Origin of the sequence: Massilia sp. 2TAF26 (assembly GCF_052115005.1) — a bacterium.
Classification (GTDB): domain Bacteria; phylum Pseudomonadota; class Gammaproteobacteria; order Burkholderiales; family Burkholderiaceae_D; genus Telluria.
Genome location: NZ_JBFRFV010000016.1, coordinates 14,036 through 27,690, shown reverse-complemented (window position 1 = coordinate 27,690; position 13,655 = coordinate 14,036). Strand labels below are relative to the sequence as shown.

The 13,655-nt window shown below is 51.9% G+C and carries 10 protein-coding genes and 1 pseudogene; 4 read left to right on the top strand and 7 right to left on the bottom strand.

The features are described 5' to 3' along the window. Nucleotides 1-5: 5 nt before the first annotated feature. The 3 genes from AB4Z32_RS16940 to AB4Z32_RS16930 all read right to left on the bottom strand — a co-directional run bounded on the left by AB4Z32_RS16940 (nt 6) and on the right by AB4Z32_RS16930 (nt 5,582). Complete coding sequence (locus AB4Z32_RS16940; protein ID WP_442123024.1) at nt 6-1,049, bottom strand: multicopper oxidase domain-containing protein; 1,044 nt, start codon at nt 1,047-1,049, stop codon at nt 6-8. 262 nt (nt 1,050-1,311) lie between these two features. After that, nucleotides 1,312-3,828: a bifunctional diguanylate cyclase/phosphodiesterase gene (locus AB4Z32_RS16935; RefSeq protein ID WP_442123023.1), complete on the bottom strand. Its 2,517-nt coding sequence runs from the start codon at nt 3,826-3,828 to the stop codon at nt 1,312-1,314. Nucleotides 3,829-3,971: 143 nt separating this feature from the next. Next, complete coding sequence (locus AB4Z32_RS16930; RefSeq protein WP_442123022.1) at nt 3,972-5,582, bottom strand: methyl-accepting chemotaxis protein; 1,611 nt, start codon at nt 5,580-5,582, stop codon at nt 3,972-3,974. A 318-nt stretch (nt 5,583-5,900) separates the two neighbouring features. Here AB4Z32_RS16930 and AB4Z32_RS16925 point away from each other — a divergent pair. Together AB4Z32_RS16925 and AB4Z32_RS16920 are read left to right on the top strand one after the other, a co-directional pair. Next, nucleotides 5,901-6,104, top strand: a pseudogene (locus AB4Z32_RS16925) (TetR/AcrR family transcriptional regulator); the annotation flags it as partial. Between the two features lie 24 nt (nt 6,105-6,128). Continuing rightward, the gene (locus AB4Z32_RS16920; protein WP_442123122.1) at nt 6,129-6,554 is read left to right on the top strand and encodes a hypothetical protein; all 426 of its coding nucleotides are present in this window, start codon (nt 6,129-6,131) and stop codon (nt 6,552-6,554) included. A 116-nt stretch (nt 6,555-6,670) separates the two neighbouring features. Here the strand turns inward: AB4Z32_RS16920 and AB4Z32_RS16915 are convergent, their stop codons facing one another. Next, nucleotides 6,671-7,129 (bottom strand): RrF2 family transcriptional regulator, encoded by a 459-nt coding sequence (locus AB4Z32_RS16915; protein WP_442123021.1) that lies wholly within the window; start codon nt 7,127-7,129, stop codon nt 6,671-6,673. Between the two features lie 214 nt (nt 7,130-7,343). Here AB4Z32_RS16915 and pdxR point away from each other — a divergent pair, with 214 nt between their 5' ends. Further along, the gene (pdxR, locus tag AB4Z32_RS16910) at nt 7,344-8,777 is read left to right on the top strand and encodes a MocR-like pyridoxine biosynthesis transcription factor PdxR (protein ID WP_442123020.1); all 1,434 of its coding nucleotides are present in this window, start codon (nt 7,344-7,346) and stop codon (nt 8,775-8,777) included. On the opposite strand, the gene AB4Z32_RS16905 is transcribed toward pdxR, so the two are convergent. Both AB4Z32_RS16905 and AB4Z32_RS16900 read right to left on the bottom strand, forming a co-directional pair. Beyond that, entirely contained in the window at nt 8,774-9,181 is a 408-nt protein-coding gene (locus AB4Z32_RS16905; RefSeq protein WP_442123019.1) for a cupin domain-containing protein, read from the bottom strand. The genes pdxR and AB4Z32_RS16905 overlap by 4 nt on opposite strands. Before the next feature lie 5 nt (nt 9,182-9,186). Further along, nucleotides 9,187-9,627 (bottom strand): carboxymuconolactone decarboxylase family protein, encoded by a 441-nt coding sequence (locus AB4Z32_RS16900; RefSeq protein WP_442123018.1) that lies wholly within the window; start codon nt 9,625-9,627, stop codon nt 9,187-9,189. Nucleotides 9,628-10,897: 1,270 nt separating this feature from the next. Between AB4Z32_RS16900 and AB4Z32_RS16895 the strand changes: the two genes are divergently transcribed. After that, nucleotides 10,898-11,539, top strand: coding sequence for a hypothetical protein (locus tag AB4Z32_RS16895; RefSeq protein WP_442123017.1), 642 nt, complete (start codon nt 10,898-10,900; stop codon nt 11,537-11,539). Between the two features lie 129 nt (nt 11,540-11,668). Here AB4Z32_RS16895 and AB4Z32_RS16890 read toward each other — a convergent pair whose 3' ends face one another. Beyond that, nucleotides 11,669-13,243 (bottom strand): putative bifunctional diguanylate cyclase/phosphodiesterase, encoded by a 1,575-nt coding sequence (locus AB4Z32_RS16890; protein WP_442123016.1) that lies wholly within the window; start codon nt 13,241-13,243, stop codon nt 11,669-11,671. Nucleotides 13,244-13,655 lie beyond the last annotated feature (412 nt).

The window sequence follows — 13,655 nt, the reverse complement described above, 5'->3', positions numbered from 1 at the left end:
CCTCTTTACTGAACAGCCTGGCCTTTGAAGCCATCATTCGTGTAGACGCCCGGACCCTTTTTCAGCGACTCTTCGTAATAGAAGTTCGGTTCAAATTTCTTGGCCTTCCAGTCATAAAAGTCGTCCGGCTTGATTTCGTTGTACTCAAGGACGCTCATAATCCCGCCCATAGGACGGTCACCGTTCATGGTGTGCGAATCGACGTGGTCATGAATCATCCAGCGGCCAGGATTGTCTGCCGTGAAAATCACGTCGTAACGTTCGCCTGGACCGACAAGGATGGTGTCTGCGCTGATGGGGTTAGCCAGAGGGAAGCCGTCCTTGAACGCGACTTTCATAATGTGGCCGTGGAGGTGGATGCTGTGGACCAGGTCGCCGGCGCCGATGAATCGCAGACGAACCACATCGCCTTTGTTGACGCGCAGAGGCTGGTTGTCCGGGAATGACTTTCCGTTGATGGTGAAGAAGTCGTAGACGTCACCTGGCACTCCACCAAACCCGGGCTTACTCGACCACTTCGAGTCCCAGTCCGAGAGCATCATGATGAATTCTTTGGTGACAGTCTTTTCAAGCGCAGTCGGCTTCTTAGGACGCACGACGAACGGTCCCCACATACCACGCAGTGCGACGTGCTCGTTCACGTTGACGTGGCAGTGATACCACATGGTGCCGGAGGGCTCGGCGGTGAATTTGTAGGTGAAACTTTCACCAGGTTTGATTGCTTCTTGCGTAGTGCCGGGGACACCATCCATCTTCCACGTCCCCTTTTGCAGCATTCCGTGCCAGTGCACCGAGTGGGGGAGTGCGGTGACGTTATTCACGTTCACCTCAATCTGGTCTCCCTCGTCTACATAGAACAGAGGACCAGGGACCTGTCCGGCGAAGGCAAAGGTGTGATATTGCTGCTTTTCTACTAAAGTAATACGTGTGTCTTCGATGTTCATCTCAAACTTGCGTACCGCGGCGAAAGCATCTGCCGAATGCGCGACGTTAAGTACAAACACTGCTGCTAGCGCTACGCAGCGCCAAACGTTGGAAAACGTTCGCATAGTTACTCCTACAGATAAATGTATTTGAAATACTTCTTTTGCGATAAAAAAAATCGCGTTTCCGGTTTAAACATGTATATCGTATACATGTTTAAAATTTCCTGCAAGGATTTTTTTGCTCCTTTCAATGGGTTGTGGAATCCCTTTGCATGCGTTCAGTCACGCTGAGTCAACGAGGCTGCCGCCTTAACGTGGACACCTAAACTGTTGAACCGTGCCTACGCTACGTTGTGATAGGGCTACCCATCCGCAGCCTGCGTTGTCAGGGTTTGTGAGTGAGGACAAAAAGCTCGTACTGTGCCGGTTCCAAGGCCTTACTGATTAGGTAACCCTGGAAAGCTTGACACCCAACGTTCTCTAGGAAGCCACGCTGCTCCATGGATTCGACGCCCTCAGCAACCACATCAAGGTTAAGGTTTTTTCCTAGTGAGACTATGGTCGATGCAATGGCCGCGTCTTTTTCGTTTGTTAAAATATCGATAACAAACGCGCGGTCAATCTTTAGTTGGTCGAACGGCAATAACTTCAAGTACGACAACGACGAATAACCAATTCCGAAATCATCGAGAGAGAAGTGTATTCCCACGGCCTTTAGGGCATTCATTGTCGAGATGGTATCTTCGATGTTGTCGACTAATACACTCTCCGTGATTTCTAAGAGTATTTTTTCGGGGATGGCACCTGATTCTTCCAGTCTCTCCATCACCCTTTGGACGAAGTCTTTTTGTCGAAACTGTCGGGCGCTCACGTTGACCGAAATACATGTCTCAGAGAGGGCCGGAACATGAGACCAAATAACCAGCTGGTTACAAGCGATATCTAACAAGAGGTGGCCGAGGTCGACTATCAACCCCGCATCTTCGGCAAGAGGGATGAAATCCGCAGGCATCAGGAGGCCAGCTGTTGGGTGCCTCCAACGTGCAAGTGCCTCTGCACCAAAGATTGTGCCGTCCATGGAAAGTTGTGGCTGATAATGAAGTTCAAACTCACGGTTCTTGATTCCACGTTTAATCTCGTCTATTCTGGTCGCCCGGTCCTTGAGAGACCTTCGCATCTCTAGGTCGAAGAAACGTATCCCGTTCCGGCCCATTGCTTTGGCGTGATACATAGCTAAATCGGCTCGCTTGATGAGCTCTTCAACGGTTTCATCACGCTCGCCAAATAGGGTAAAGCCAATACTTGGCGTACAGCTGTGTTCATGCCCTAGCAGCTCATATGGCTCGTTAAGCTCGGCAAGTATTTTAGAACTCACGCCTTCGGCCAGACGAGCTGCATCTAATGCGTTATCTGCCAAGTTCTCTAGTACGACGACAAACTCGTCGCCAGCAAGTCTGGCAACGGTATCCGCATCTCGTAAGCCTCCGGTCAAACGCTTTGCAACTTGAATAAGGAGCATGTCGCCTACGTCATGCCCTGCTTGGTCATTCAACTGTTTGAAGTTGTCCAAGTCAATGAAAAGTAGCGCTCCAAGTAGGCCTGTACGACGACTAATGATTGAGGAGTGACTCAAACGTTCTTGGAGCAAACGCCGGTTTGGAAGTCCAGTGAGAGCGTCGTAATACGCTAGCCTGGTGATATGTTTTTCTGCTTCTTTTTCCGCCGTAATATCAACTTCCGTCCCAACGTAACTTGAAATTGCGCCATCTGCACGATTGACAACCGTAAGAGATACCCTAGCTTGATAAACAGACCCGTCTTTACGACGGTTGAGCATCTCGCCGCTCCAGAATCCTTTCTGCCGCGCCTGCTTCCAAACTTCGGAGAAGTAAGTGTCGTCGTATAATCCAGACCTGAATATTGGAGGGAGTCTGCCGATAGTCTCATGTGGTTCGTACCCAGTTTGCTGGGAGAAAGCGGAGTTGACCTTGATGACTCGACGCACGGCGTCTGTGATGAACATGCATTGTTTGGCTTCAAACGCTGCGGCCGCCATCCGTAGCTCGTTTTCGTCTCGTTTGCGGCCACTTACATCGTGAGCGGTATTGCTGACGTATATTGTTCCGCCGAACGCTGCAGTGGACGAGAAGACCTCAACGGGGAAAAGAAGGCCATTTTTTCGCCGAAACACAGCTTCATAGACTGTTGAGTTTCCCTCTTTCCCATGCAGCTTTGCCCATTTTCCGTCGTGGTCCCACTTCTCATTCCAGTGTGATACGTGCATGCCTTGAAGTTCGGCGGACGTATATCCAAGTAGACGTGCGAAATTGTCGCTCGCTTCGACTACGTAGCCGTCGCTATCGAGAATATGTAACCCGTCCGTCGCGGTACGCATGAGTAGCCGATTCCGCTCAGTTAGCGAGCGGGACTTCTCCTCAAGTAGTTTTCTCTCGGTGATATCGACGACAAAGCCGGTCCATGTTTTAGTGTCACCTTTATCGGGAGAATTAGGGAGCGCACTGCCAGACAGCCAGATTACCTGGCCGCCTGGTCGTACAACTCGGTATTCATGAAGCCAGGGGGCGCCGGCGTTAGCCGATATCATGAACGAGGCTTGGAAGCGGTCGCGGTCATCTGGATGAATGACTGACAGCACCTCTCGCAACGTAATTCCGTGTGCTCGAGAGAACCCATGGACAGCGCAAAACTCCCGGCTGACATACGAGAGTTGCAAGCTGCCATCAGGAAGGGCGTTGAGGCCGAAGAACATTTGTGCCAGTGCTGTGAGTCCTTCTTCAGGGACGCCCGGCTTAGAGATTAGATTTGCGTCAGCATTGGTAGGCAGCGTAAAAACCTTGGCCGACCCAGCCGAATTGACGTCCCGCTGTAGGTGGTTATGCATGGAGGTTGCCTTTCGGCTGGTTCGCGAAGTCGCTTCTTCGTCTTACTCGCTCAGTAGCGAGGCAGGCAAAAGCCGCTATTAATGGAATTGGCAGCGCACAACTACAGCGCGCGCTGGCTATGAGTTGAGTCGGGTCCTCTTACCTAGGCAAGCGCTGCATATAGAGGTACGCGCTTAGCGGCTTTGCTCGAATTGGATTGAGCACTGTTGTCCAGTTTGAAGACGCTGACAGTCTTGCTGAGGTCGCTTGCGAGCATTTCTAGCGCTTGAGATGCTGCTGCTGCCTCTTCTACCAAAGCAGCGTTTTGCTGCGTGACATTGTCCATTTGAACGACCGCAGCGTTGATTTGGCTAATGCCCGAAGCTTGTTCAGCGCTAGCGGTAGTAATTTCTCCAAGCGTCTGGGTAACCCGTCCAACACTCGAAATAATCTCCTCCATCGTAGTGCCGGTCTCAGCTACAAAGGTCGCTCCTTCGTTTGTACGCTGGACAGCGGTCTCGATAAGGGACTTAATTTCTTTGGCGGCAGCATGAGAGCGTTGCGCAAGAGTTCGAACCTCTCCGGCGACGACTGCAAATCCGCGACCTTCTTCGCCAGCCCTGGCTGCCTCGACCGCAGCGTTAAGCGCAAGGATATTCGTTTGGAACGCAATGCCGTCGACAACTGAAATAATTTCGGAAATGTTCCTTGCGGCCTCGTTAATCGATGCCATGGTTTCAACGACGCGCTCAACCGCGATGCCGCCTTTCTTTGCTACCATCGACGCTGACACAGCTAGCTCGTTAGCCACAACGGCATTTTGAGCGTTCGTCGCGACGGTCGCAGTAAGTTGCTCAAGCGACGCCGCGGTTTCCTCTAACGCGCTTGCCTGCTGCTCAGTCCTGCTTGCCAGCTCTTGATTCCCGGCTGCTGACTCCAAGGACCCGTTTTTGATTTTTTCAGACGATACTCGTACCTGGCCAACAAGATTCGAAAGCTGTACCCGCATGCTTTCTATCGCAAACATCATGCTCGATTTGTCATGAGGCTTAACGACTGCCTTAACGGCTAGGTCACCGTTCGCGATGGCGTTCGCGATTGCAGCAGCAACAGAGGGCTCCCCGCCAAGCTGAGTCAGGAGGCCGCGTCGAATCAGAAAGCCGATTCCAATTGCAAGCATGATTGCAGCTGCGCCTAGGCCGAGTAGGGTGTTCCGGGAGTGAAAATAGCTGGATACAGCTTCTTTGCCAACGTCGTTAATCTGCTGTTCTTGTGCGGAAATCTGCGCTTTCAGCGCTTCTTTGTACTTGAGAAGCACTGGGCGCAACTGCGTTGACAGATACGTTTTCGCCTCGTCTTCAGTTCCTTTAGCAATGATTTCACGCAGTTGAGTTTGGCCACGTTGATACGCTTCGCCGCGTTCAATTACCGTTTTTAAAATCTGGCGGTCCTGTTCAGCTAGCGTTATACGACTCAATTCGCCGCTGAGGCGCTCGATGTTTGTACGAGCGTTTTCGATAACAGCAGTCTGCTGCGCCCGGTCCTTAGCATCGGCATTCAACATCATGTTTCTGAGTGAGATGGCAATACTGTCGACCTCGGACCGAAGCGCGTTCGAAGCAGCTATCCGAGGTACGTTTTCGTTGACGATTCGCTGAGTGCCAGCGCCTAAATCAGAGAGGCAGATTATGGCCGTCGCAATCGCTACAAAGAGGAGCAGGCAAATGCAGCTAAAGCCGATGGTGAGCCTGGTGCCTACGTTAAATTTGTTCATCGTTCGCCTTTCGTGTCCTAACGTCGATGTGACTAGATACTGTTTTGAGACCGCCAAGCAGTCCGCTTATCAAGTTCAATCGCTGGAGGACTGATTCGCTACCCTAGGAGGGTGCACTAACAAGAGCCAACAAGTGTAGTTGCCGGCATACCCTTGACGGGTATCTTCATAACAGCGATAATTAATTATACGCGTTCAATTATGCGTGTCTACGTTTTTGTATTGACCGTTGTAATCAAGTCCTTGCCTTAGTTTTGTTGCATGACGGCTCGTACGGTTACACTATTTGGCCAGCAGGCGTAACGCACAGGAACCACGATGACTTTTAGAACAGACAGTGCCAGTAAGGGGCGCGCTAGGGCCGACGAAGACAAGGCTAAGGTGCGTCAAGCGTTTGTGTGCGCGGGACGAAAGCTCCTGTCAGAGGGAGACCCTTCGAAAGTCTCACTGAGGCGTATCGCTGCCGAGGCGGGATACAGTCCAGGAACCATTTACAGCTACTTTTCTGACTGGCGGGCTTTGTATAGGGCTGTTCGTGAGCGAGATATGGAAGATGCGGTCGCGGTCTTCGAGATGCTGGTATCGCAGCACTCCGACCCTCTCTTGCGCTTGCGTAACCTGTTTATCGGTACCGTCGACTACTGGCTAAAAAATCCGGAACATTTTGATGTTCTTTTCGCAATGCCGGTGAAAGAGTCTGTCTCTGACGAAGCTGAGCTCTTCGGGCAAGCTCCTGTTGTAGTACGCGCGCTGAATGTCTACTACGATGCCATTCAAGTGTTTTTTGATAGCCTTCCTCAGTATCCGATGTCTCCTCGTTTAGCTGCCGACGCGCTGTTAGCCGCAGTCTATGGACTGATTGCTTTTCCTCGTATGACACAGACAATGAAGTGGTCAAGCACAGCAGCGATGGCGGATATTGTTGTCGATGCAATCTTGAAAGAGTGGGAGAGGCTTGGAAAAGCCGGGTAAGAGCTCTGTTTTAGAAGGCCTGTCCCTCTCATAAGTGTAGCCAACAACACATATAGATACACATAATATACATCTTTAAGAGTATTGACAATAGGAACATGTTCGCAGTGAAGAAATTAGCTTTCTGTCTCTACTGCACGGGGATGAAATTTGATGGGGGATGCAGCTGGTGCAGGCTCTGGGAGTAGGTCAGCCAAAGTTTTGCTATCGAGTACCTTCAGGTACGCAGCTGTCGCGTCAGACAGGACCGTCTTCAGGCCGCAGGAACCGACGAGTCCACAAGGCTGGCCGTTTGGATTGAAGCACTCTGCCATGTAGAAGTCGTTCTCAGTAGAGCGCACGACTGCACCAAGATTGATGTCCTTCGGCTCAAGCGCGAGCCTCAGGCCCCCATTCCTGCCTCGGATTGTCTCTAAGACACCAATGATGCCGAGCTGATGTACCACCTTCATCAGGTGATTTTTTGATATCGAATGAAGCTCTGCAATCTCATGGATAGTGACTAGACGGTCGCGGTTGCTTCCGATGTGTAGCAGAGTACGGAGAGAATAGTCCGTGTACGTTGTGAGCCGCATTTGCTAAAGATAGATTTCAACTGAATGTTCAAGCATACTCCAAATATCTATGCAGAGTGCAAGCGTACAGCTATGCTGACCAGAGGACGACTGTCCTAGACAACAATACGGCCGTGTACATGTCCTAAGAAGCGCTAATAGCGCTCAAAGATTGAAAAACAAGCCAGATTTTCATCATTACTATCCAAGCAGGTTGACAATTTAGGGAGGTCCGATGGAACTACACTTACATATTTCCGGCGACACGGACCTTTCGGGACAGGTCTATCGGGGTATCGCTGCTGCTATCGCTGAAGGGCGATTAAAGCATGGCCAACAACTACCCCCTTCACGATTGCTCGCAGAACAGCTGGGAATATCAAGGAAGCCCGTGTCAGATGCGTACTCTCGCCTGACGTACGACAGGCTAGTCATCGGTCGCATAGGGAAGGGTAGTTTTGTCAACTCGGCGCGTGAGCCGACGCAGGTTGCCAAGACCGAATCTGCAATCGAGAGCAATTCGACGCTGAATTTTTGGAGAACGCTAGAGACCCCGCTTCGGCATCCAATGCCCGAGGGTAGTTCGAAGTACGAGTTCATTGGTGGTATGCCGGCGCCCGCGCATTTTCCGCACGATGAGTGGCGCCGTTGCACCTTGTACGGACTTCGAAAGAACAATGGTTTTTTAGGTAAGTACGGGCCAACTGAAGGTGTGCCTGCCCTGCGTGAAGCTATAGCTCGGCATTGTGGCTTCTCGCGAGGAGTCCGTTGCACAAGCGCCGAGATTGTTGTCACCAATGGTGCGCAGCAGGCTTTCGACCTTTTGACGCGAGTGATGGTTTCGCCAGGCGACGTAGTCGCCATGGAAGACCCCGGCTACCCTATGGCAAGGCTCCTCTTTACTGGACAAGGGGCGAAGGTTGTAAGCGTGGGAGTCGATAAGGAAGGAATCATTGTTGATGAGATTCCTCCAGAAACAAAGTTGATTTACACGACGCCCGCACACCAGTTCCCCCTTGGAATGCCAATGAGCCAGGCGCGTCGTGAAAAGCTACTTGCTAAAGCCCATGAAATCGGTGCGCTAATCATTGAAGACGACTACGACAGCGAGTTCCGGTACGAAGGACGTCCTACGGACTCACTACAGAGCATGGACCAACACGGGGTGGTTGCCTTCGTTGGCACGTTTTCGAAAGTCATGCTCCCCGAGCTTCGCCTAGGATACGTCGTTACACCTCCCGCACTTGTAAAGGCACTCCTCGCGGCGAAGCATGTCTTTGACTGGCATAGCCCAGCTGCCGCTCAGTACGCGCTTGCACACTTTATTGAAGACGGGTCGTTGCTGAAGCACATCAGGAGAGGGCATGGGATTTACGCGACTCGAAGAGATGAGCTGATAAAGCATTTTCAAGGAGCGCTCGAGCCTTGGTTCCGCTTAATCCCAAATACTGCAGGGTTTCACGTCGCAGCAGTGGCAACGCGGGATATTGATATTCGTTTACTGCAAAAATTGGCTAGGAGGGCAGACGTGGGACTGTATGCTCTTCAGGATTTCTATACAGAACGTACGCCTCAGAAGGGATTATTCTTGGGTTACGGCGCAATTGAAACGTTAGATATCGGACCCGCACTAATGCGGGTCCGGGATATCTTGCAGGAGATGAGTTAGCGAGGTTTCAGAATCTCTTCGCCATCGTTCATCAGCAGAAACACCACTAAGGTAGCTGGCTTAGTCTTACTGGCATTTTTCGATACCAGATGGCCAGCATGTGGAGTCTCATACCAAGACTCTCCCGCTTTGTAGGTAACTGGAGGTTGACCCTCCATTTGCGAGGTAACTTCGCCTTCAAGGACGTACGCGAATACAGACCCAGGGTGCTCGTGAGGAATCGATGCTTGACCCGGTGCGTAGTGAACCGTAGCCATAATGCCGACCTTACCAGGGGCGTCCGGAAGAGCACGATGCTGCAGGAGTGCTCGCGTTTCCTTGCCGGTTTCGTGGCCGTCGTGCGCCGATGCGTTCAGCGCGCAGCAAGCCACGAAAGCTGCTAACAAGTAGCTGAAGCGTTTCATGATAATCACGCAGCCGGTTGCTTACGGAAACCAACGCCCAGGCGGTTCCATGAGTTGATAGTACAAATCGCGAGCGAGATGTCCACCATTTCTTTCGGCGAGAACAAGGCGGCCAGCGCTTCGTAGTCTGCGTCTGGTGCATGCGACGTCGACACTTGAGTCAGTGCTTCGGTCCAAGCCAGGACCGCGCGCTCGCGCTCAGTGAAGAACGGCGTTTCACGCCATACGCAGACGGTGTTGATACGGCGCTCAGTCTCACCTGCCTTGCGCATGTCGGTGGTGTGCATGTCGACACAGAAGCCGCAGCCGTTGATTTGCGATGCGCGCAGCTTGATGAGTTCCAGGAGCGATTTTTCCAGGCCGAGTTTGCTCACCGCGACCTCGAGGGCGATGAGGGCTTTCATTGCGTCCGGGGAGGCGGTGTAGAAGTCGGTACGTTGCGTCATGATGTTTCTCCTTTGGTGGTTGTGTGGTTGCGATGTGGTGATTGTAGGTACCAAGACGCCTTCTGCGGGTAGCCAATGTGTAGGAAAAACGAGGAGCCAAAGAAAAGGCTTATTCGCAGCTAAATGTTTAGGACCAAATAGCGAAGAGAGCTCAAGTGCTAATCTAGCCAAGTTGGCCACTCCTTAGTACGTTGCGTTGGAAGAATGCGATTGCGCAAGGGGTTAAACTTGAGCGGACCTGTCGAGATGGGATTACACTTCTTTGCGGTACTAGGGTTATCAGAACCGCTACAACCGCGAGTTAAAAGGGTTATGTCATGCAAGCGTTCGAATTCATAAGAAGTCCGCCAGCGCTTAATGGGAAGGTATGTGAAGGCTTCGTCTGTGAATCGCACCGAGTCAATGGAACAACGATAGCTACCGCAGCAGTCACGTACCTGAAAACGTGTGGCATCTGGCATTTACTCTGCTTTGACCCTGGCATTGTGCATTGGCGAGCGTTGGCAGAGCGACCTGAACCACAGTCATTCGAGAACACAAGCTTAGAGTTTGTACATGCAGACATCGGTTCTCTTGCTGAAGTAATTGGCAGACGACTGGTGTCGTGCAAATTCTCTACCGTCGAGGCAGGCATGTGTGCCACTTTCGTATTCGAAAACGGCCGACAAATTGTTATCACACATGCTCATAACATAACCTCGTACAGCTACGGCCCAATCTAGGTAGACCGCGGCAGACTTCTTCTCCCTAGTAACTTCAACATTGAATGTTGCAATTCTTTCATGTATTATTCTCATGTTTCTCATAGGAATTAAACTGCATTGAACTGGGGGAAGAGGATGAAGACCGCTAAGGCTTTGTTGCAATTAATTGGGGTTGGCCTGGTAACAGTACTAGTCAGCACATCGGCTCACGCTGGGCCAGGAGGTGGGCATGGAGGAGGGCATGGCACGCACTCTGGACACACCAGTTATGGCAAAGCGTCTGGGAAAACTGGGCGGGCAAGTCACTACGGCGGAGGTAAGCGTAGTGGTTCCCACATCAACAGCGGCTTCAAGGCAACCCACCTGTCACGGTATGCTAAGAGCCGTTCTTCCAGGCCAACTTCAACCAGTGAGCACCTTGTAAGCGGCTATTACCGTAGAGACGGTCAGTTCGTACAGCCTTACTTCGCAACGAATCCTGACAGCACCCGCAATAACAACTTCAGCACGAGGGGCAATATCAATCCTCATACGGGAGTCGCCGGTACTAAACCGCGGGACGGAGAATGAAAAACCTTGCTTTAATCGCTACAGTTACGTTATTGCTCGGCGCCTGTGCTACACCAACGCCGTATTCGGTGTATAGGGCACCGGTAACGCCATCTATGCCAGTTGCCGAACCTGACAGTGACAGCGGTTTCTCGACAGAAGAAGAGGATAGAAAAGCCGATGCCGCGTTAGCTAGCGCTCAGCAGGCTTACACTTATGTTCAGACAGCGGCAGCGAATTTCACTGTCGGGAGCGCTAAATGTGACGACCGTACGATGGCAGGAACGTTGTCAACGCTCCAATCCGTCGACGACGTCGCTCGGCAGTACATGCAGATGTCGGTTTCTGCCCAAGACGCTGCGGACCGCGAAGCGGCAATGGATGTCTTGGATGAGCTGAACAAGGTAACGCTGGACGGGCTGCTAGAGGTAGCGAAAGCTTACAGGTCTCGCAAGTGCTACCCTTATGCCAAACACATCATCACTGAGGCGAAGCGCATCTACGCCGGCCCGGCGTATGAAGGCTGGATTGGTGCGATGGATACAGAGTTGGCGGCCATTGTGGCACAAGAGCCCGTGACCCAAGCAATAACGAAACCGGCCACTCCAACAAAGAGCATAAAAAAGCGGAAGCTCAGCAAAGCGGCGCAGTCCTCCTAAATGCCTAAGGGCCTTGTCGTCAAGCGCATGACCTGATGAGGGAAGCAGGCTAATGCGCCGAATGAATATATGAGCGAACCGAGTCACCAGTCATACGACTAGTGACTCGATTCGCTCATAGCCTGTTGGCTACCGAGCGTGATTAGCTACCTGCTGCCTGGATGAGGCGTACTGATACGACTTGCTGACGCTCTGTAACCAGGTTGAGAAGTCTTCAATCGGCATCGGTCTCGCGATGTAGTAGCCTTGCGCTTCGTCGCAATCCAGTGCCTCCAGAGCGTTCCATATATCGACGTCCGCGGTTCCCTCAGCCACTACCGTCATGCCTAAGTCATGAGCCATGTGGATAGTAGAACGTACAATGGTCGCGGAACGCTTGTCGTGAACCATCTTCATGGTGAAGCTATGGTCAATTTTGATGACGTCGACAGGTAGCTGTGTCAGATAATTCAATGATGAGTAGCCAGTTCCAAAGTCATCAATCGAGAGTCGAAATCCCATTTCTCGGAGGCGGTTCAACTCTTCGATGCTGCCGGTAGGATTCCGCATCAGACTTCGCTCAGTCACTTCGAGCTCGAGGAGACGAGGGTCGATTTTCGTTGTTTTCAATAAGTCTGCGAGGTACTGGGCGAGGGCAGGGGTAGCTACGTCCTGGGTCGACAAATTAACAGCTAAAGGCACAGTAATTCCGAGCGGCTCCCAGCGCAACGCGCACTGCGCGGCGCCGGCGAGCATGTAATTGGTCAGCACATGTATAAGCTCGGTACCTTCAATCAGCTCGACGAACTCATCAGGTGCGATAAGACCTTTCGTCGGGTGAACCCATCTAGCTAGCACCTCCGCCCCAATGACGGTCCGAGTTCGCATTTCGATTTTAGGCTGACAGTAGAGTCGGATTTCACCGTTTTTTGCAGCGTGGCGGAAGTCTCCTATCAGGCCCAATCGATAAGGCGTATGTCTGTCAATTTTGGCATCGTACGTCGCCACTGACTGACCTCTATGGGCGGCCTGCTCGACAGCTATATCAGCCTTGCGAAGTAGTCCGGGGTAGGTTGTATCGTCGCTAGGGCAGTGAGAGATGCCAATGTGAGCGCCAATTTCGTATGTGATGCCTCCGAGCTGGAACGGTACTTCAAGTGCAGCGCAAATTGCGTGCGCACACTGAGCGGCCCTTGCAACATTTGCATCTTGAAGAAGTACGGGAAAGCGTGTGCCCACCCTGGCAACCTCGTCGCGGTCGTGCAGGACCGCGCGAATTCGCTGTCCCACCATTCGGAGAAGCTCGTCACCTACAACGTGGGTCAACGCGAAGTTCACCTCTCTAAAGCGTGTAAGGTCGACAATTAGGAATGCTAACTCAGCGCCCGTTGCCTTACGCTCGTCTAGCCGTCCAGCGAAGATATCGTCGAACCGCTTTCGATTAGGGAGAGAGGTAACGCTGTCGTAGTAGCTCAGCTGCTCTAACTGTTGGGTTAGCGAGTGAATTTCCGATGTGCTTTGAACTAACCCAATGACCTCGTCAGGCGTTTCTTCTGCCTCACTACGCAGTTCAAACGCAATCCGTAGATGTCGTACGTCGGACTCCTCCAGCGGCAAGGCAAAGTCCAGTACCTCACTACTGGACTCACGGGCAACTAGCCGGCGATATGCCAGGAAAAGCTCTCGACGTTCCTTTCGGCTTACAGCTCTAAGCAGCTCAGTCACGCAGAAGGGATTTGCTTTCGACTCCCCAAGGATGCTCAGAGCCCTAGGTGTCACCGATACCATCCCAGTCGCCGGCGAAAATGTCCAGCTACCGAACTCAGTAAGGAGATTGGCTTGTCGAAGCGTTATCTCAGGGCTGATTTGAAGAAGCGAATCGCCTGGCCAAGAAGCACTAACTTCAGGCTTAGGTGTCGGAAGGGACTCTCTGCATTTCATCGTCAACCTCACATGGAGCGCCGGTATATTCGCAAAGTGAACATCTGCTCGACTAGCGACACGCTCGCTTACTAATGGTATGAGCAAGGCAGTCGGTAGTTCGTCACTTGTATTGACGATATTACTACCTCTTACAGGGCCGGAGTAGTCTTATTTGTAGTAGGAGAAATGGTTTAGTTAGAAGCGAATCTGTGGG